Below are 18,919 nucleotides of genomic sequence, written 5' to 3' on the forward strand. Positions count from 1 at the left end.
CAAGACGGCGTTGGAGGTAACCGGAGCCGGTTCGATCTACGCCGACAGTCGAGTCGTCGCTCCGGGCAGGGACTCGCACGGATCTTCACCTACACCGCCGTGAGGTCCCAGCGTCGCAGGGCGGCAGGAACGAAAGGCACCCGCTCGGGTCCGCCGGGCTAGGCCGGGAGCCAGGTCATCCGTTGGCCGTGGGGTGCGGTGCGGGCCAGCGCGTGGGCCTCCGGCTTGCCCTCGGCCCACCGGACGACGCCCAGCGTCGCCAGGCCGTCCGCGCCCGCGAGGTCCGCCCGGCCGGGCAGGACGCCCTCCAGTGCGGCGCCGTAGAACTCCTCCGACACCCACCACAGCGGCCGGGTGGCCGCCAGCGCGGCGAGGGCGTCGACGAAGGCCGCCCGGCGCTCGGCTGTGAAGTACGCCAGGACGTGGCTCGTCAGCACCACCAGCGGGGCCTCCGCAGGCAGCGTCGCGGCCGCCGCGGCCAGGTCGTCGACGCCGTCGCCCTCGATCAGGGGTGGGCGGTGCTTGGCCTGCTCGGCCGCCGCCGTGCGCAGCAGCCGGATGCGGTCCGGCTGGTCGGCCCAGACGCACGCCTCCAGCCACGCCAGCTCGTCCTCGTCGGAGAGGTCGACCGGGGACCGGTCCAGCCCGGCCCGCGCCACCACCGCGAGCTTCTTCGGCAGCTTGGGCGCCACCGCGCCCGGAGCCAGGTCGAGCGCGCAGTGCAGCCCGACCGCGGCCTTGGCCGGGCCCGCCGTCAGCTGCTCGCCGCCGTCGCACTGGTAGCGGTAGCCGAAGCGGTCGAGGCCGAGCAGCAGGCCGGCGCTGCAGCCGACCTCCAGCAGCGCGACCTTCCCGCCCGCTTCCTTCGCCGCCCGGGCCACCGCGGGGTACAGCAGCGCGGCGCGGCGCACTTCATTCGTCTGGGTGTAGCGCGACGCGATGAACGCCCGCGCCTTGTCCGCCCGCTCCAGCAGGAACGACCGGAACAGCGGCCACGTCTCGGAGTCGACACCGTCGAAGCCGCCCAGCGACGGGTAGTACCGCGACAGCGGGTGGATCGGGTCGGCCTGGACGAGCCGGTGCGCGGTCGCCATCAGCAGCGTCGCGCGCGCTTCGCCGTCGCGGGCGGCCGTCAGCAGCCCCGCGACGTCGTCGTCCTCGGCCGCCTGCGTCGCGAGGTGGTCGTACAACGGGGACACGCCGCGCGCTTCGACTTCCGCGAACGTGCGCAATGTGGTTTTGACGCGGTCCAGTTCGATCGTCATCGGAGCCTCATTCGTGCGGGGTCGGCCGGCCCGGCTGCTCGCCGCCACGGGCTTCCCCGTAGGAGCGCTTCGGCACCATGACCTTCCGCCGGAAGGTGCACACGATCAGGCCGTCCTGCTTGTAGCCGCGGGTCTCCACGTAGACGACGCCGCGGTCGTCCTTGGACTTCGACGGCGTCTTGTCCAGCACCTCGGTCTCGCCGTAGATGGTGTCGCCGTGGAAGGTCGGCTTGACGTGCTTCAGCGACTCCACCTCGAGGTTCGCGATCGCCTTGCCCGAGACGTCCGGCACGGACATGCCCAGCAGCAACGAGTAGACGTAGTTCCCGACGACGACGTTCTTGCCGAAGTCGGTCGTCTCTTCGGCGTAGTTCGCGTCGAGGTGCAGCGGGTGGTGGTTCATCGTGATCAGGCAGAACAGGTGATCGTCGTACTCGGTGACCGTTTTGCCCGGCCAGTGCTTGTAGACCGCACCGACCTCGAACTCCTCGTAGTACCGCCCGAACTGCACTCGTCTCTCCTGTCCGCGTAACACCGCGTGAGCCTGGTACGACACGCATCCGTAGTGAGGAGTACCCTCAACCATTGGTGTTCGCTCGTCAACGCGAGCCCCACCACTCTCCACGTCACACGTCCGTGCCTGGCCCGAAGGAGGTGAGGAACCCCGATGAGTAGTGGCGATAGTCCGCTCCCTAGTAGTCCCAGCGTTCCCACCTCACCGGCCGGCCGGCTCATCTCCTGGTAGGTCTTCCCGCGGCTTCGGGAGCGCTGGTGTTGCCGGGCGGACCCCGTTCCGCCTGGTCAGTCGTCCTCGCACGACCACGCACGACGCCCAGGAGACCTCATGCCTGCCATTCCCTCGCTCGGCGGCCTTCGCGGCCGCGGCAACAGCCGGGCCAAAGGCGTCCCCGTCCGGCCGATCCCGGTGCCGCTGTCCGCGTACGTCGTGGACTGCGCGGTGTACGTCGGCGGCAAGCGCGTACCCGGCCGCTGGACGCACATCGAGGCGATCAAAGAGGTCCGCAAGCGCCACGAGGGGTTCGTCTGGATCGGGCTGCACGAGCCCGACGCCGACCAGATCCAGGGCATCGCGGAGACGTTCGGGCTGCACGAGCTGGCCGTCGAGGACGCGCTCGAAGCACACCAGCGGCCCAAGCTGGAGCGCTACGACGACACGCTGTTCCTCGTGGTCAAGACCGTCCGGTACGTCGAGCACGAGTCGCCGACGACGGCCAACGAGATCGTCGAGACCGGCGAGCTGATGGTGTTCCTCGGCCGCGACTTCGTGATCACCGTCCGGCACGGCAACCACTCCGGGCTGGCCCGGCTGCGCCGTGAGCTGGACGACGACCCGGAGCGGCTGCAGCTCGGCCCGGCCGCGGTCGTGCACGCGATCGCCGACCACGTCGTCGACCACTACCTCGACGTCACGGGCCGGATCGAGAACGACATCGACGTGATGGAGGCGCAGGTCTTCGCGCCGCGCTCGCTGGTCAGCGCCGAGCAGATCTACCTGATGAAGCGGGAGGTCCTGGAGCTGCGCCGGGCGGTGATGCCGCTGGCGACGCCGGTCCAGCGGCTGGCCGAGGGCTACACGCGGCTGGTGCCGGACGAGGTCCGCTCCTACTTCCGCGACGTCGCCGACCACCTCACGACCGTGTCCGAGCGCGTCGCGGCGTTCGACGAGCTGCTGTCCACCCTGGTCGACGCGACGGTCGCGAAGATCTCGCTGCAGCAGAACACCGACATGCGCAAGATCACGTCGTGGGCGGCGATCATCACCGTGCCGACGATGATCGCCGGGATCTACGGCATGAACTTCGACTACCTGCCCGAACTGCACTGGAAGTTCGGGTACCCGCTGGTGATCACCGTGATCCTGGCGATCTGCCTGTTGCTGTACCGAATATTCCGGAAGAACGGCTGGCTCTAGGTCCCCTTTTTCTTTACGCCGGAATCGGAGAATTCGTGATGCCTCGCATGCTGTCCAACCTCAAGGCCTGGGCGCTCGCGCTCAGCCTCCTCTGGATCTTCGTCATCACCTTCGTCATCGTCGCCGACCCCGGGTTCGCGCACGGCATGAAGTAGCGCTCGGCGTCGTACCCTGGGGGCGTGCCGAAAGCGCTGGTGGTCGCGGACGAGGTGGACGAGCGGTTGTGGACCGACGCGGTCCGCAGCCGCCCCGTCGACCTCGTCATCGGCGCCGGCGACCTCCCCTACGACTACCTGGCCTTCCTGGCCAGTGCCCTGGACGCGCCGTGCGTGTTCGTGCCGGGCAACCACGACCCGGATCTGACCGGCTACACGCGGTACGGCGGACTGTCCATGAAGGACGGTTTCCCGACGGTCTGGCCGGGCCCGGCGGGCGGCGTCAACGCCGACGGCCGGGTCGTCGACGTCGCCGGGATCCGGTTCGCCGGGCTCGGCGGGTCGATCCGCTACAACGACGGGCCGAACCAGTGGACGCAACGCCAGCAGGCGCGCCGGTCCCGCGCGCTGGAGCGGCGCGCCCGGCGCCGGCGCCGGCGCGACGGCCGTGACGTCGACGTCCTGCTGACGCACTCGCCGCCGCTGGACCTCGGCGACCGCGAAGATCCGCCGCACCGCGGGTTTTCCTGCCTGCACGAGACGATCGACCGCTTGCGCCCGAAGTGGTTGCTGCACGGGCACATCCACCCCCACGGCGAGCCGGTGCCCGACCGGGTCGTCGGCGACACGCGGATCCGCAACGTGGTGGGCCACCGGATCATGGAGTTCTCATGAAGGAAACGGGATTCCCGCGCGCGGACGCCGAAAGCGACTTCCTGCGCGCCCGGCGTCAGCAGGTGCTTTCGCGGCTGTCGACGTGGCTGCGCCGCGAGCCCGACGACGTCAACATCATGCTGCCGTTCCACGAGGTGGTGGAGGCGCTCGGTTACCTCGGCGAGAGCCGGATCGGCCTGCGGGTGATCAAGCTGGACTCGATCGCCGGCACGGTCGACCGCAGCCGCGACTTCGACCGCCGCTTCCGCCCGACGTCGGGCCGCGTCCGCGAGCGCTGGGAAAGACTGGCCCTGGCCGCCCGCCGCGGCGAGGACATCCCGCCGATCGAGGTCTACCGGGTCGGCGAGCTGCACTTCATCATCGACGGCCACCACCGGGTCTCGGTCGCCCACGCGCAGGGACTGTCCACAATAGAGGCATCGGTGACGGTGGTCCGCACCAAGCTCGACCCGAGCGGCATCCGCTACCGGGGCGACCTGATCGTCAAGGACTACCGCAGGCTGTTCCTGGAGCGCGTCCCGCTGACGGGCCACGCGCGGGCGTCGGTGATCGTGTCGGACCCGTGGGACTACGCGAAGCTGGGCGAGCACGTGGAGGCGTGGGGGTTCCGGCTGATGCAGGACGAGGGCAAGTTCTGCGACCGCGCGAGCGTGGCCCAGCGCTGGTTCGAGGAGGAGTACGTCCCGGTGGTGGCCATGCTGCGCCAGGCGGGCATGGTGGGCGACAGGACGGACGCCGAGGCGTACATGTGGGTGGCAGCGGAGCGGTACCGGCTGATCCGCACACACCGGTGGGACGACGAGGTCATCGAACAGCTGCGGACGAAGCGCTAGCCCATCGGGAAGGTGCGGCCCTGGAGCAGAGCTGGTCAGCCCGGCCGATTTCAGGCTGTTGATCGAACTTCGCGACTCGCTCCTTCGAGCGGTCGACAAACCTTCGACCAAATCTGAGTGCCAGCATCGACGGCGGGTCGGCGGTCCTGTTGACCTCCTCTTGCCGGGATGCGATCAGATCCAGCTGACGCCTCGCCTGCGCGTAGCTCATTTCGTCGAGATCGAGCAGCTGCAATCGTCGTGCGGCGTTCCGGATTTCGAGGTACGAGTTCGCGCATCGCTCCGCAACGGTCTGGCGCCGTTGCGCCCCGAGCACGGGTTGGAACGAGCCCAAAGTCGCCGAAGCGATGGCGAGGACACCTACTGTCCCTGCGTTGTTCGCGCCTGACAACGCCAAACCACCCGCGACCGCCGCAGCCGCGGCGGCGGGAAGACCGACCAACAAGTTGATCGTGCGCCAAATCCGTGCCTGGGAGAACTGCGCGGAGGCGATGACATGCGTTTGGAGCTGCGTAGAACGTGCGGCGTTACTCCGAGGTCGGCTAGCCCATCGGGAAGGTGCGGCCCACCCAGGTCTCCGCCTCCGAGCTGGTCTGGTACTCCGGCTGGTAGCTGCCCGAGGCCACCACCACCCCCAGCCCGTACAGCAGCTCCGCCTGTGTCTGGGAGATCACCCCGTACGCGCCGACCTTGACGCCCATCTCCTCCGCGCGCTCCACCAGCTGGCGCACGTTCCGCCGGGCCCACGCCGGGGCGTCGTCCGCGGCCAGGACGTCGACGATCGGGCCTCGCAGCATCACCGCCGGGGCCGGGATCGCGTGGGCCGGGACCAGTTCCAGCTCCGGCAGGCCCGTGATGTTCAGGACGAACAGCACTCCCAGGCGCGCCAGGTGGCCCAGTGCCTCGACCAGGTCGCCGCGGTCGTCGATCAGGGACTCCGCGTCCGCGCACAGCATCAGGTGCCTCGGCTCCAGGCCCGCCCGGTCCAGCTCCGCGCGGACCATGCCGACCAGGTCGGCGTCGATGGCCATCCGGCGCGGCAGCGTCAGGCACACCATCGGGGAGCCGTCGCCGAACCTGGACACCCAGCTCGCCTTCGTCTCCAGGGCCTTCGCCAGCAGGTGCTTGCCCAGCGGGACCGTCATGCCGGTCGTCTCCGCGAGCGGGTAGAACTCCTCCGCGCGCAGCCGGCCGCGGGTGGGGTGGTTCCACAGCAGGGCCGCGTTGAGCGACGTCACGATCCGGGCGTCCGGCAGCACCACGTGCGGCTGGTAGACCACCGTGATCTCGCCGAGCTCCAGCGCCCCGGCGATGGCCGACGCGAGCCGGTAGCGGTCGCGGTCGGCCTGGCCCGACCCCGGGTCGAACAGCACCCACTGCGCCTTGCCGAGCTCTTTCGCCCGGTGCAGTGCCACCTCCGCCGAACGGATCAGCTCGCCGTGCTCCGCCCCCGGCACCTCCGCGACGACGATGCCCGCGCTCGCGCTCACCCCGACTCCGACGCCGTCCGCGTAGACGGGCTTGGCCAGCTCGGCGATCGTCTGCTCGACCAGCTTGACCACCGACGCCGGCTCGAGGTCGCCGCGCAGCGCCACCGCGAAGCCGTCGCCGAAGAGACGTGCGACAAAACCTTTGCCCGGCGCGAAAACCTCGCGCAACGTTCCCGCGACGCCGCGCAGCACCTGGTCGGCGACCTCGGTGCCGAGGCCGTCGTTGACGACCTTGAAGCCGTCGATGTCCAGCAACAGCAACGCGATCCGGCCCTGGCCGTGGTCGGCGAGCATCCCTTCGAGCTTGGAGCGGAAGTGCGCGTTGTTGGGCAGGCCGGTCAGCGGGTCGTGCAGGCTCTGGTGCTGGATGGTCTCCTGCAGCTGCCGAAGTTCGTGCGTGTCCTCGAACATCAGGATCGGGTACTGGTCACGCTCGCCGGGCAGCGTCTTGACCGTCAGCCGGACGACGCGCGAAGCCTCGGGCCGGGAGTGGATCGCGAGCCGGTCCAGCACCCGGTCGCCGGACTCCAGCGCCGCGCGCAGCGCCGAGCGGTCCCGCATGGTCGCCCCGAGGTCTTCGGCGCGCGTGCCGACGAGCCCGGCTTCCCCGGCGGCGTGCGCCAGCCGCAGGAACGCCGGGTTCGCCGCCCCGACAACACCTTCCGGGTCGACAAGAACGACGCCGGACGGGCAATGTTCGTAGAACGCGGCAAACCGCGCTTCGGCACCCCGCGAAGCCAGGACTTCCCGCGCGAACCCGACGGCCATCGCCTCCCGGTCGGCGGCTCCGGCCCCCGCCATCGCGGTGGCCAGGCGCCGGGCGGCGTCGACGAGATCCGGCGCCACCTCAGGCTCCCGCAAGGTTTCACCCCTTCGCACTCGATCGGGTTTTCCACCGCACCATGCGAACAGTTCGGTGTCTACCACCCGATCGGGTGCCCCGTCCAAAGTGGATCTTCAGCCGAGGCCCGGCGTGAGCGCCAACCCCCTGACCTGTACGGCGTTCAACGTCGGTTCCGGCCGCTGGACCGGCAGCGGGACGCCCTTCTGTTCCAGGACACCGCTGTTGCTGGACCAGAACTCGACGTTCATCCCCGGCGCGGTCAGCGACGCGCGGTACGTCAGCACGCCGTTGTCGACGACGCAGCTCAGCCGGTCGGCGATCTGCGCCCGCGTCTCCCCCGACGACGCCGGCGGGCAGCTCCGCCCGGCAGCGGCGGCCCCGCGCCAGGATCCGGGCGCCGTCCAGGCCGATCGGGGGCTCGTCTTCGGTCACGTACGCCGTGAGCGCGGACCGGACGTCCAGGTCTTTCTTCGAGGAAAACGCAGCACGACCATCGCGCGCTGCCGCGGCGTCAGCCCGGTCAGTGCGCGCTCGAGGTCGACGCGGACGTGGCTGTCGTGGTCCGGTGGAGCCGCCCGTTCGGGTGGCTCGGACGTCACGTGCTCACGGCCCGCTTTCCTGCGCCCGGCGAGGAACGCGTTGAGCAGGATGCGCGCGCGTAGGCGTCGACGGTGTCCGGCCGCACCCGGCGCCACCGCCGGTACAGCTGGACGAACATGGCTTGCACGAGGTCTTCGGCGCTGTGCCAGTCCCCGCAGAGCGCGAACGCCACCCGCCGGAACCGCTGCACCCGCGCGGCGGAGTACTCGCTGAAATCGAGCTCTCTCGACGCCCCCACCCGGCCCTCCTTCGCACATTCTCACCCCTACTAGTGCGCGGAGGGCCGGGAAGGTTCAAGCGGACCTACATGTGCACGACGCCCGGCGCCGCCTCACCCTTCGGCGCGCCCGAGCGCAGCAGCAGGCCGCTGAGCACCGCGCCGGCCGCGAAGATGAAGCCGGCCCAGGTGAACGCCGTCGTGTAGCTCTCGATCGAGGCTTCGGCCACCAACTGCGGCGTCGGCACCTTGCCCGCGAGGTACGACGACGCCGCGTTGCCCGCGAGGGTGCTGAGCAGCGCCGTGCCGATCGAGCCGCCGACCTGCTGCATCGTGTTGACCGCCGCCGACGCGACCCCGGCGTCGTGCGCCTCGACGCCGAACGTCGCGACGCTCATCGCCGGCGCCATCGCCAGGCCGATGCCGAAGCCCATCACCAGCAGCGGGCCGAGGACCCCGCTGGCGTACGTGCTTTCGAGGTCGATGCGGCTGAGCCAGAACAGCCCGACCGCCGCGATCGCCATGCCCGTCGGCACCAGCGGCCGCGGGCCGAAGCGCGGGAGCAGGACGGCCGTCGCCGTGGTGGCGGCCAGCATCAGCGTCGCCACCATCGGCAGGAACCCGACACCGCTCTGGATCGGCGTGAACCTCAGGTTCTGCTGCACGTAGAACGTCAGGAACAGGAAGATCGCGAACATGCCGATGGCGAGCAGGAACATCGCCAGGTACGAGCCGCCGCGGTTGCGGTCGAGCAGCACGCGCAGCGGCAGCAGCGGGTGCGAGACGCGCTGCTGCAGCCACACGAACACGCCCAGCAGCACCACACCCGCTGTGAGGAAGCCCCACACCGAGACCGACGACCACGAGTCCGACTCGGCGTTCGCGAAGCCGAAGACCAGCGCGAAGAGGCCCGCGGACGCGGTGACCGTGCCCGGCAGGTCGAGCTTCGGGCGCGGGCCGGCGTCACGCTGGTTGCGCAGCAGGATCGAGCTTCCGACGAAGGCGACGACGGCGAAGATGATGTTGACGAACATGCACCAGCGCCAGTCGAGGTACTCGGTCAGCACGCCGCCGAGCAGCAGGCCGACGGCCGCGCCGCCACCACCGATGGCCCCGAACACGCCGAACGCGCGACCGCGTTCCTTCGGGTCGGTGAACGTCGTGGTCAGCAGCGAAAGCGCGGCCGGCGCGAGCAGCGCGCCGAACACGCCCTGTGCCGCACGGGCGATCAGGAGCATCTCGATGTTGCTCGCCGCGCCGCCGAACGCGGACACCGCGGCGAAGCCGGCCAGGCCGACGAGCAGGGTGTTCTTGCGGCCGAAGAGGTCCGCGAGCCGCCCGCCGAGCAGCAGCAGGCTGCCGAACGCGAGCGCGTACGCCGTGACGACCCATTGCCGCGCGTCGTTGGAAAAGCCCAGGTCGAGCTGGGCGGAAGGCAGCGCGATGTTCACGACGGTCGCGTCGAGAACGACCATCAGCTGGGCCAGGCCGATCATCACGAGGATCAGCCACCGTCTGGCGTGGTGGGGGTTCTCGGCGGCGCGCGCGTCCCCCGACGGCGCGACGACGAGCGTGGACTCGGTCATGGGTGTCCTCACTGAAAGTGATCAGGAAGCTATGTGGAGTAGGTATCTCCCCTTACGTGGCCCAACGTACACAAGAACCGGAGAAGGTGCCTCTACTTCATTGGTAGAGTGGGACGCATGACACGGGACGCGAGTCCCGCCGCACCGGCGCGGCCGCTGCGGCGTGACGCCGAATTGAACCGCCGCCGCATCCTCCAGGCCGCCCGCGAGGTCTTCGGCCGACGCGGCCTGGAAGCCACCCTCGACGACATCGCGCACCACGCCGGCCTCGGCGTCGGCACGGTCTACCGGCGCTTCCCCAGCAAGGAACACCTGGTCGAAGCCATGTTCGCCGAGCGCATGGAGGAAATCGGCGACCTCGCGGCGGACGCGCTGAAGGCCGAAGACGCGTGGGAAGCGTTCGTCAGCTTCACGTGGAAGGCGGCCGAGCTGCATTCGACGGACCGCGGGCTGCGCGAGATCATGCTGTCCAACAAGTTCGGCCACGAGCACGTCGCGGACGCGAAAGCCCGCATGGTGCCGTTGATCACACAGCTCGTCGAGCGGGCCAAGGCGGCGGGCGGCCTGCGCGCCGACTTCGCCCCCACCGACATCCCCCTGCTGCACATGATGGTCGGCTCGGTGGTCGAGTTCACGTGCGCGGTGGACCCGTCGCTGTGGCGCCGGTGCCTGGGCATGCTGCTCGACGGCCTGCGCGCGGAGCCCGGCAAGGCGACGGAACTGCCGCACCCGCCGCTGGACGAGCAGGAGATCGACGAAGCGATGTGCTCCTGGCGACCCTGAGGACCCGGCAGGCACAACAAAACCAGGCGGGTGTCGTAGCTCCCGCCTGGTTCGGCTCCCTCGCTCCCGTCACTCGGCCGGGATGACCGCCCACAGGATGAGGTAGGCCACGAACTGGGGTCCGGGCAGCAGGCAGGACAGCACCGCCAGCAACCGGACCGTGTTGGGCTTCATGCCGTACCGCTGCGCGAGACCGGCGCAGACGCCGGCGATCATGCGGCCGTGGCGGGGGCGGCTCAGTCGCCGGGTGACCGGTGCGCTCATCGTCTTCCCTTTCCTCGAACTTCCGATATACCCACTTCACCACCCGGCCACCCGGTTCCGCATCACTCGCGGGAAGGATCGTTCCCTTAGGGGACGGCGAAAGCGAAAGTCCTTCAGGCACTGCGGAAACCGCAGCTCGCGCAGCGGAAAACCGAGGACCTGCGCGTTTGTCGCTCACCCAGCGGAAAATAGTGAGAGATGTCCCCGTCAGGGGTGGCTTTTCGGCCGGATGTGGTGATACTTGCACCCCGTGTACCCGCGTTGGAAATCTTTGGTCGTCGTGATGTTCTGCGCCCTGCTTTCGGCCGGCTGCGCCACCACGCAGGCCGCGTCCGACCCGGCCGAGGGCTCGGGGCCGACGCCCCTGACCGCGTCCGCCGCGCTCGGCGACTTCGGCACCGTCGACTACTGCAGCATGCTCGACGTGCCCAAGGTCGCGGCCGGCGCCGTCGCCGTGCCGACGTTCGAGAGCTGCCAGGCCGACCTCGGCTGGCGCACGATCCTCGTCGGGCCGCTGGCCTTCGACTCCGACCCGAACATCAAGCCCTACGACTACGCGGGGCCGGTGCCCGACGGCGTCTCGGTGCAGCAGTCGATGTTCAACGACCACACCGCCTGCACCCGCACGATCATCTTCGCCGACGGCAACCGGCTGGACGTGTCGGTGACCGACAGCGGTCCCGCCGACCAGCCCGGCCGCTGCGAAACCGCGGACGCCACCGTCGGCTCGGTGCTCGCCGCGGTCACCGCCGGCAAGGTCGGGCGGCTGACGTTCCCCGAGCGCTCGTGGGGCCGGGTCGCGCCCTGCGCGCTGCTCGACAGCCACGACCTCGACGACCCCGCCGGCGCCGGCAGCCAGCCGACCATCGGGCTGGCCGGGCACAGCTGCATCCGCGGCAAGGTCGGCATCAAGCTCACGGTGGACACCGCGGGCACGAACGGCCCGGTCGAGACGCTCGGCGGCCGCGCGGCCCAGGTCCGGCTCGCGGGCGTGTTCTGCCTGGTCGACAGCACCCAGCCGGCGCCGGGCCTGCCCGGACGCCGTGAGCTGGCGGAGATCAGCGTGGTCGAGACGGCGGGCACGGCCGGCGACGGCACGTGCGCGCTGGCCCGCACCGCGGCGACGTCGATCTACTCACGGCTGCCGAAGGCCTGAAACGCCCTGAAGGGCACCCTCAGGGACTTGGAGTCCCTGAGGGTGCCCTTCACGGCACTACCGTTCAGTCCTCGTAGGTGAGGTTCTTGCCGTTGGCCGGGTCGAAGAGCTTGACCTTGTCCGCGTCGAACCAGACCTGCAGGTCCGAGTTCTCCTTGGCGGCCGATTCCGCCGAGAGCCGGGCCACGATCTGCGACGCCGACCCCGGGACGTCGGCCGAGCCGCTGTCCGCCGCCAGTTCCGCGAGCTCCGCGGACGTGGCGGTTTCGCCTTCGACGGTGAAGTGGGCGAACTTCTCCGACCCCATCGACTCGAGGACGTCGACGTGCGCGGTGAACGTGCCACCGCCCGTCTTCTGGCCGGCTTCGACCAGCGCCGCGTCCTCGAAGTGCTCCGGCCGGATGCCGACCAGCACCTCGCGCGGCGCGTCCGCCTTCTCCACCAGCTGCCGGATCCGATCCGTGAGCGGCGTGGTGCCCAGCGGCGTGCGCAGCTCGTTGTTCTCCAGCGTGGCCGGCACGAAGTTCATCGACGGCGAGCCGATGAACCCCGCGACGAACAGGTTCGCCGGGTTCTCGTAGAGGAACTGCGGCGCGCCGATCTGCTGCACGAAACCGCCGCGCAGCACCACGACCCGGTCGCCAAGAGTCATGGCCTCGGTCTGGTCGTGCGTGACGTACAGCGTCGTCGTGCCGAGCTGCTTCTGGATCTTCGACACCGACGTCCGCATCTGGCCGCGGAGCTTGGCGTCCAGGTTGGACAGTGGCTCGTCCATCAGGAACGCCTTGGGGTTGCGGACGATCGCCCGGCCCATCGCGACGCGCTGGCGCTGGCCACCGGAGAGGTTGGCCGGCTTCCGGTCCAGGTGCGCGGTCAGGTCGAGGATCGTCGCCGCTTCTTCCACCTTCGCCCGCACCGTCTTGTCGTCCACCTTGGCCAGCCGCAGCGGGAAGGCCATGTTCTCGCGGACGCTCATGTGCGGGTACAACGCGTAGGACTGGAACACCATCGCGATGTCCCGGTCCTTCGGGGCCTTCTCGTTGACGCGCTTGCCGTCGATGCGCAGCTCGCCGGAGGAGATGTCCTCCAGGCCCGCCACCATGTTCAGCATGGTCGACTTCCCGCAGCCGGACGGACCGACCAGCACGAGGAACTCGCCGTCGCCGATGGTGATGTCCACTTCGGACACCGCGAGCGCGCCGTCGGGGTACTTCTTCGACACCTTGTCGAGGACGATTTCTGCCATGACTACCCCTTCACCGCACCGGAGGTCAGCCCCGCCACGATGCGACGCTGGAAGAACAACACGAACACAATGATCGGGATGGTGATCACGACCGCGGCCGCGCTCACCTGCCCGGTCGGGTCCTCGAACTGCGAGGACCCGGTGAAGAACGACAACGCCGCCGGCACCGTGCGCGACGCCGTGGTCGACGTCAGCGAGATGGCGAACAGGAAGTCGTTCCAGCAGAAGATGAACACCAGGATCGCGGTGGTGAACACACCCGGCGCGGCCAGCGGCGCGATCACCTTCCGGAACGCCTGGGCCGGCGTCGCGCCGTCCATCTTCGCCGCCTTTTCCAGCTCCCACGGGATTTCCCGGAAGAACGCCGACAGCGTGTAGATCGACAGCGGCAGCGCGAACGTGATGTAGGGCAGGATCAGCCCCGGCCACGTGTCGAACAGCGCCAGGTTCCGCTCGATGTTGAACAGCGGCGTCACCAGCGACACCTGCGGGAACATCGCGATCAGCAGGGAGAGCCCGACCAGCAGTTGCTTGCCGGGGAACTCCAGCCGGGCGATGGCGTAGGCGGCCATCGTGCCCAGCACCACGGCGATCACCGTGGAGATGATCGCGATGCCGATCGAGTTGACCAGTGCCAGCAGGAACTCCGACGTCTGGAAGATGTCCGCGTAGTTCTGCCAGGTCCACGACTGCGGGATGAAGTACCCGTCGGTCAGCGTGTCCTTGGTCTTGAACGAGAGCGAGACCACCCAGAGCACCGGCACCAGCGCGAACACCAGCACGAGGATGTCGACGAGCCCCCAGCGAAGCTTGCGGCCCGTCGTGACGGTTCCCATCACCATCAGCGCTTACCCCCAGTATCCGAACCCGGTGCGGCCGTGCCGAACACCTTGATGAAGATGAACGCGATGATCGCCACCGTGATGAAGATCAGCACCGCCATCGTCGACCCGATCCCGAGGTTGAGCCCCTTGACCAGGTTGTCGTAGGTCTGCATGGACACCGACCCGGTGTCCTGCGCGCCGCCGGTGAGGACGTAGATGTTGTCGAAGATCCGGAACGCGTCGAGCGTGCGGAACAGCAGCGCCACCAGGATCGCCGGCTTCATCACCGGCAGCATCACCTTCGTGAACCGCTGCCAGCCGTTCGCGCCGTCCATCGCGGCGGCCTTGAGCAGGTCGTCGGGCACCAGCGCCAGGCCCGCCATCAGCAGCAGCGCCATGAACGGCGTGGTCTTCCACACCTCGGCGCCGATGATGATGAACAGCGACGGCCACTGCTCGGTGAGCGGCGCGCCGTCGGAGGCGAGCCAGTTCGCCAGGTAGCCGGTCTTCGGCGTCCACGCGTAGTACCACGAGAACGCCGCGACGACCGTGACGATGCCGTACGGGATCAGGGCGACCGTCCGGACGAGACCGCGGCCGACGAGCGTCCGGTGCATCACCAGCGCCAGTGCCATGCCGAGGACGAACTCGATCGCCACGGACACGACCGTCAGGAGCATGGTCGTCCCGAACGCCGTCCACCAGTACGAGTTGGACAGCACGGCGCCGTAGTTGTCGAAGCCGACGAACTGCTGCTGCGCCGGGAACCGCAGGTCGTACCGCTGCAGCGACAGCCAGATCGAGTAGACGATCGGGTAGCCGGTGACGGCGATCATCACGACGAACGCGGGCGCGCACAGCCAGAGCCCGAGCTTCCGCTCGGCCTTCTTGCCCTCGGACAGGGCGGGTTTGCCCTTCTTGTGGGACGTCGCTCCTTCGGCGACGGTGGCCCCGGCGGTGTCGGCCGGGGTGGAGTCCTGAACGGTCACGGGATCACTCCCTTCGACTGGAGCGCGTCACTGAGCTGCTGGCGCAGCTTGTCCGCGGTGGCCTGCGGATCGATTTCGGCCGGTGGCGAAAGGATCTTCGACATCACCGTCGACGCGTTCTGGTAGGCCGGGGTCAGCGGCCGGACCGCGGCGTCCTTCAGTGCGTCGAGGATCGAGTCGCGCATCGGGTACTTGATCGCCATGTTCGGGTTGTCGTCGCCCGCCGGCTTCGACGGGTCGAGCGGCGTGTCGTTGTGGTACACCGATTCGATGGTCGGCGGGACGCCGTCGTTGATCGCCGAGAACTTCTGGTTCTCCGGGCTCCGCAGGCACAACGCGGCTTCGTACGCCTCGGGCTTGTGCTGTGACAGCGAACTGACAGCGAGGTCGTACCCGCCGATCGTGGTCTTGGCCGGCGTGCCGGCCTCGGCCTGCGGGTAGACGGCCCACTTGAAGTGCGAGACGTCCGACGCCTTGTCCTTCGCGTAGGAGGCGTAGACGAACGGCCAGTTCAGCTCGAACGCGGCGTCACCGCGCTGGAACGTCTGCCGGACGTCGTCCTCCTTCGAGTTGGTCAGCGACGCGTCGGTGATCCCCGAATCGGTGATCTTCTTCAGCAGGGCGAGCGCTTTCACGGCGCCGTCGTCCATCACCACGGACTTGCCGTCGTCGGACAAGATGTGCCCGCCCATCGACGCGACCAGGGTGTTGTAGAAGACGACCAGGCCTTCGTACTGCGCGCCGGTGAAGACGATGCTGTACGGCTTGCCCAGCTGCTTGAGCTCCTGCGACTTCTGGATCGCCTCGTCCCACGTCTTGGGCGGGGTCGGGGTGATCCGGTCGTCGTACCAGAGCAGCTGGATGTTCGTGTTCTTCGGAGCCGCGTAGAGCTTCCCGTTGTAGGTCGCGGTGTCGAGCGGTCCCTGCAGGACGCCTTCGGAGGCCGCGGCCTTGTTCTGGTCCTTCCATTCATCGACCCAGCCGGCTTCGGCGAACTCCGAAACCCAGGTCACGTCGAGCCCCAGTACGTCCATCGCGGTGTCGCCCGCCGCCAGCCGCCGCGCCATCTGGAGCCGCTGGTCGTCCGAGCCGCGCTGGAGTTTGTTGTAGACGATCTCGTAGCGGCCGTTCGCCGCCTTGTTGCAGTTGTCCACGACCTTCTGGAAACTGTCCTCGGGTGCGTAGTAGACGTTGATCTTCGTGCCACCGCCCGAGCCGCAGCCGGCCACGAGACCGGTCAGCAATGCCCCTGCCCCCAGCAGGGCGGTGGTACGGCCGGGCGATCGCCCCCGTTTGCCCGCGCCGATCCTCTTCCCCATCAGGCCTCCTCACCCGCGTGCACGCCGGTTACCGCGGTGCCCGGTGGGCACCGCGACGCGATGAGGCGAAACCGCGCCAGCACCCCGACGTGCTAGTGCTCGGGCCGCCACGCTGGTGGGCGGGGCCGCCCGACTGGTGTCGGACAACTTATGCCGGGCGATCACACCCCGCAAGCAGTATCGGTAACGATTCAGGCCAGTGCATGCCGAACTGTGATTATCGCCTGATATTGGCGGTAAACCTCACGACGGCGGTTTGAGCGCGAGCTTCGCCAGCAGTTCCCGCGCCCGCTCGGCCGACCGCGGCTGGCAGAGGACGTCGTACCGGCCCGCGACGAGCTGGCTCGCCGACGAGAAGTCCCGGCGCCCGCGCGACATGCTGTACCCGATCGCGGCGAACGCCAGCCCGGACAGCACGCCCAGCACCAGGCCGGTGAGCAGCTGCAGCGCGAACCCCTGGTTGACGAACAGCCCGAGCAGCAGGCCGGCGAAGAGGCCGAACCAGGCGCCGGACACCGCGCCGGTGGCGAGGACCCGCCCCCACGAAAGCTTCCCGATGACCCGCTCGACAAGCATCAGGTCGACGCCGACGATGGTGACGTCGCCGACCGCGAACTCGTTCTCCGCGAGGAAGTCGACCGCCTGCTGGGCCTCGCCGTAGGTCGCGTACGACCCGATCGGCCAGCCGGTCGGCGGCGTCGGCAGCCGCGGCAGGTTGCCGGGCGCCCGGCCCCCGCCAAAGGGACTACTCACCATCATCACCTGCGCAGTCGTGGGTCCTGGGCGTCCATCTTGTCAAGAACACCCGGACCGTGCGAGCCGCTTACCCCGAAAGGCCGGACGCGCCACCATGTCGACAAGTCGCTTTGCACTTTCCCTAGGAAAGATACGTCCGAGGGCCCTTCGGACGCATCTTTCCCAGCGAAAGTGGCGGTCTCAGGAACGGGACTTGTATTCGCGCAGCAGGCCGCGGCTGATGATGGTCTTCTGGATCTCGCTCGTGCCCTCGCCGATCAGCAGGAACGGGGCCTCGCGCATGAGCCGCTCGATCTCGTACTCCTTCGAGTAGCCGTAGCCGCCGTGGATGCGGAACGAGTCCTGCGTGACCTCCGCGCAGTACTCCGACGCGATCAGCTTGGCCATGCCCGCCTCGACGTCATTGCGCTCGCCCGAGTCCTTCAGGCGGGCCGCGTTCACCATCATCAGGTGGGCCGCCTCGACCTTGGTCGCCATCTCGGCCAGCTTGAACGCCACGGCCTGGTGCTCGGCGATCGCCTTGCCGAAGGTCTTGCGCTGCTGGGCGTACTCCACCGCCAGCTCGAACGCGCGGATCGCGATGCCGCACGCCCGCGCCGCGACGTTCACGCGGCCGACCTCGACACCGTCCATCATGTACGCGAAGCCCTTGCCCGGCGCCTCGCCGAGGACCATGTCGGCGCCGATCTGGTAGCCGTCGAACACCGCTTCGGTGGTGTCGACGCCCTTGTAGCCCATCTTGTCGATCTTGCCGGGGATGGTCAGCCCCGGTGCCACCTCGCCGAAGCCCTCGGGCTTCTCGACGAGGAACGCCGTCAGGTTCTGGTGGGGCTTCTCGGCGCCCTCGTCGGTCTTGACGAGCAGCGCGATCAGGTTGGACGAGCCGCCGTTCGTCAGCCACATCTTGGCGCCGTCGACGACGTAGCCGTCGTCGGTCTTCTTGGCGCGCGTCTTGATCGCGGCGACGTCGGAGCCGAGGTCCGGCTCGGACATCGAGAACGAGCCGCGGACCTCGCCGGTCGCCATCCGCGGCAGGAAGTGCCGCTTCTGCGCCTCGGTGCCGTGGCGGGTGATCATGTGCGCCACGATGAAGTGCGTGTTGATCACGCCGGACACGCTCATCCAGCCCCGCGCGATCTCCTCGACGACGAGCGCGTAGGTCAGCAGCGATTCGCCGAGCCCGCCGTACTCCTCCGGGATGGTGATCCCGAACAGGCCCATCTCCTTCATGCCCTCGACGATGTCGGCCGGGTAGGTGTCGGTGTGCTCGAGCTCCTGCGCGTGCGGGATGACCTCCTTGTCCACGAACTGGCGGACGGTCGCGAGGATCTCCGACTGCACGTCGGACAGGCCGGCGGTCTGGGCGAGACGGGCCATCACGGCTCCCTTTCCGGTTACGACGCCGCTCCCGGCGCTGGGTTACCGGTGAGTATGACCCGAAACGGGCGACCCTGCTATGAGGGCGCTCACGCCCGGCCCCCTCAGCACCGTAAAGTGCGACCGGAAGGGGAGGAACCATGACTTATCCGCAGGATCCGAACGACCCGTACGGCCAGCAGCAGCCGCCGTCGGGTGGTTTCCAGCAGCCCCCGTCGGGCGGCTACCAGCAGCCGGGTTACGGCCAGCAGTACCCGTCGGGCGGCTACCCGCAGCCCGGTTACGGCCAGCAGTACCCCGGCATGGGGATGCAGCCGAAGGAAGGCCCCGGGCTCGCCGTCGGCGCGCTGATCTGCTCGATCGCCGGCATCTTCCTGTGCTTCCTGATCAGCGTCGCGGGCATCATCATGGGTCACATCGCCTACAACAAGGCCAAGGCCGGCCAAGCGGAAGGCCAGGGCCTGGCGATGGCGGCGTTCATCGTCGGCTACGCCGCGATCGCGCTCAACATCCTGGGGTTCATCCTCATCTTCGGGGTCGGCGCCGCGAACGGCCTCTTCCGCTGACCGGCTAAGTTGAGGTCCTGCACGCACCGAGGGGGCCCGCG

The 18,919-nt window shown here is 69.0% G+C and carries 20 protein-coding genes and 1 pseudogene; 6 read left to right on the forward strand and 15 right to left on the reverse strand.

What is annotated here, in order from left to right; genetic code table 11:
- Window positions 1-158 precede the first annotated feature (158 nt).
- Both OG570_RS05615 and OG570_RS05620 read right to left on the reverse strand, forming a co-directional pair.
- Complete coding sequence (locus OG570_RS05615) at window positions 159-1,265, reverse strand: DUF2332 domain-containing protein (protein ID WP_326955842.1); 1,107 nt, start codon at window positions 1,263-1,265, stop codon at window positions 159-161.
- A 7-nt stretch (window positions 1,266-1,272) separates the two neighbouring features.
- A complete protein-coding gene (locus OG570_RS05620; protein ID WP_247061070.1) occupies window positions 1,273-1,776 on the reverse strand; it encodes a MaoC family dehydratase in 504 nt (167 codons plus the stop codon).
- Window positions 1,777-2,109: 333 nt separating this feature from the next.
- Between OG570_RS05620 and corA the strand changes: the two genes are divergently transcribed.
- From corA to OG570_RS05635, 3 genes are all read left to right on the forward strand, one after another.
- On the forward strand, window positions 2,110-3,198 hold the full coding sequence (corA, locus tag OG570_RS05625; protein ID WP_326946327.1) for a magnesium/cobalt transporter CorA: 1,089 nt from the start codon (window positions 2,110-2,112) through the stop codon (window positions 3,196-3,198).
- Window positions 3,199-3,377: 179 nt separating this feature from the next.
- On the forward strand, window positions 3,378-4,028 hold the full coding sequence (locus OG570_RS05630) for a metallophosphoesterase family protein (protein ID WP_326955843.1): 651 nt from the start codon (window positions 3,378-3,380) through the stop codon (window positions 4,026-4,028).
- The gene (locus OG570_RS05635; RefSeq protein ID WP_326946325.1) at window positions 4,025-4,861 is read left to right on the forward strand and encodes a chromosome partitioning protein ParB; all 837 of its coding nucleotides are present in this window, start codon (window positions 4,025-4,027) and stop codon (window positions 4,859-4,861) included. The genes OG570_RS05630 and OG570_RS05635 overlap by 4 nt, the downstream gene beginning before the upstream one ends.
- On the opposite strand, the gene OG570_RS05640 is transcribed toward OG570_RS05635, so the two are convergent.
- The 6 genes and pseudogenes from OG570_RS05640 to OG570_RS05660 form a co-directional block, all read right to left on the reverse strand.
- Complete coding sequence (locus OG570_RS05640) at window positions 4,833-5,354, reverse strand: SLATT domain-containing protein (protein ID WP_326959893.1); 522 nt, start codon at window positions 5,352-5,354, stop codon at window positions 4,833-4,835. The genes OG570_RS05635 and OG570_RS05640 overlap by 29 nt on opposite strands.
- Before the next feature lie 49 nt (window positions 5,355-5,403).
- On the reverse strand, window positions 5,404-6,912 hold the full coding sequence (locus OG570_RS05645; RefSeq protein WP_326955844.1) for a diguanylate cyclase domain-containing protein: 1,509 nt from the start codon (window positions 6,910-6,912) through the stop codon (window positions 5,404-5,406).
- Window positions 6,913-6,960: 48 nt separating this feature from the next.
- Window positions 6,961-7,152, reverse strand: a pseudogene (locus tag OG570_RS48245) (PAS domain-containing protein); the annotation flags it as partial.
- Between the two features lie 156 nt (window positions 7,153-7,308).
- The gene (locus tag OG570_RS05650) at window positions 7,309-7,479 is read right to left on the reverse strand and encodes a hypothetical protein (protein ID WP_326955845.1); all 171 of its coding nucleotides are present in this window, start codon (window positions 7,477-7,479) and stop codon (window positions 7,309-7,311) included.
- 311 nt (window positions 7,480-7,790) lie between these two features.
- On the reverse strand, window positions 7,791-8,033 hold the full coding sequence (locus tag OG570_RS05655; RefSeq protein WP_326955846.1) for a sigma factor: 243 nt from the start codon (window positions 8,031-8,033) through the stop codon (window positions 7,791-7,793).
- Between the two features lie 65 nt (window positions 8,034-8,098).
- A complete protein-coding gene (locus OG570_RS05660) occupies window positions 8,099-9,598 on the reverse strand; it encodes an MFS transporter (RefSeq protein WP_326955847.1) in 1,500 nt (499 codons plus the stop codon).
- A gap of 117 nt (window positions 9,599-9,715) precedes the next feature.
- Here OG570_RS05660 and OG570_RS05665 point away from each other — a divergent pair, with 117 nt between their 5' ends.
- Window positions 9,716-10,381 (forward strand): TetR/AcrR family transcriptional regulator, encoded by a 666-nt coding sequence (locus OG570_RS05665; RefSeq protein ID WP_326955848.1) that lies wholly within the window; start codon window positions 9,716-9,718, stop codon window positions 10,379-10,381.
- Between the two features lie 69 nt (window positions 10,382-10,450).
- On the opposite strand, the gene OG570_RS05670 is transcribed toward OG570_RS05665, so the two are convergent.
- On the reverse strand, window positions 10,451-10,645 hold the full coding sequence (locus OG570_RS05670) for a PspC domain-containing protein (RefSeq protein ID WP_247061051.1): 195 nt from the start codon (window positions 10,643-10,645) through the stop codon (window positions 10,451-10,453).
- 250 nt (window positions 10,646-10,895) lie between these two features.
- Between OG570_RS05670 and OG570_RS05675 the strand changes: the two genes are divergently transcribed.
- On the forward strand, window positions 10,896-11,801 hold the full coding sequence (locus OG570_RS05675; RefSeq protein ID WP_326955849.1) for a hypothetical protein: 906 nt from the start codon (window positions 10,896-10,898) through the stop codon (window positions 11,799-11,801).
- Between the two features lie 64 nt (window positions 11,802-11,865).
- Here OG570_RS05675 and OG570_RS05680 read toward each other — a convergent pair whose 3' ends face one another.
- The 6 genes from OG570_RS05680 to OG570_RS05705 all read right to left on the reverse strand — a co-directional run bounded on the left by OG570_RS05680 (window position 11,866) and on the right by OG570_RS05705 (window position 18,312).
- Window positions 11,866-13,047, reverse strand: coding sequence for an ABC transporter ATP-binding protein (locus OG570_RS05680; protein WP_326946317.1), 1,182 nt, complete (start codon window positions 13,045-13,047; stop codon window positions 11,866-11,868).
- A gap of 2 nt (window positions 13,048-13,049) precedes the next feature.
- Window positions 13,050-13,889 carry a carbohydrate ABC transporter permease gene (locus OG570_RS05685; protein ID WP_247061047.1) on the reverse strand — a complete coding sequence of 280 codons (840 nt, stop codon included), beginning with the start codon at window positions 13,887-13,889 and terminating at the stop codon, window positions 13,050-13,052.
- On the reverse strand, window positions 13,889-14,860 hold the full coding sequence (locus OG570_RS05690) for a carbohydrate ABC transporter permease (RefSeq protein ID WP_305879371.1): 972 nt from the start codon (window positions 14,858-14,860) through the stop codon (window positions 13,889-13,891). The genes OG570_RS05685 and OG570_RS05690 overlap by 1 nt, the downstream gene beginning before the upstream one ends.
- Complete coding sequence (locus tag OG570_RS05695; RefSeq protein WP_326946316.1) at window positions 14,857-16,179, reverse strand: ABC transporter substrate-binding protein; 1,323 nt, start codon at window positions 16,177-16,179, stop codon at window positions 14,857-14,859. Before OG570_RS05695 ends, OG570_RS05690 begins: the two co-directional genes overlap by 4 nt.
- Before the next feature lie 243 nt (window positions 16,180-16,422).
- Entirely contained in the window at window positions 16,423-16,938 is a 516-nt protein-coding gene (locus OG570_RS05700) for a general stress protein (RefSeq protein ID WP_247063953.1), read from the reverse strand.
- Window positions 16,939-17,115: 177 nt separating this feature from the next.
- Window positions 17,116-18,312, reverse strand: coding sequence for an acyl-CoA dehydrogenase family protein (locus OG570_RS05705; RefSeq protein WP_326955850.1), 1,197 nt, complete (start codon window positions 18,310-18,312; stop codon window positions 17,116-17,118).
- Window positions 18,313-18,452: 140 nt separating this feature from the next.
- On the opposite strand from OG570_RS05705, the gene OG570_RS05710 reads away from it, so the two are divergent.
- A complete protein-coding gene (locus tag OG570_RS05710; protein WP_326955851.1) occupies window positions 18,453-18,878 on the forward strand; it encodes a DUF4190 domain-containing protein in 426 nt (141 codons plus the stop codon).
- Window positions 18,879-18,919: the final 41 nt, after the last annotated feature.

The organism is Amycolatopsis sp. NBC_01286 (genome assembly GCF_035982555.1).
Lineage (GTDB): Bacteria > Actinomycetota > Actinomycetes > Mycobacteriales > Pseudonocardiaceae > Amycolatopsis.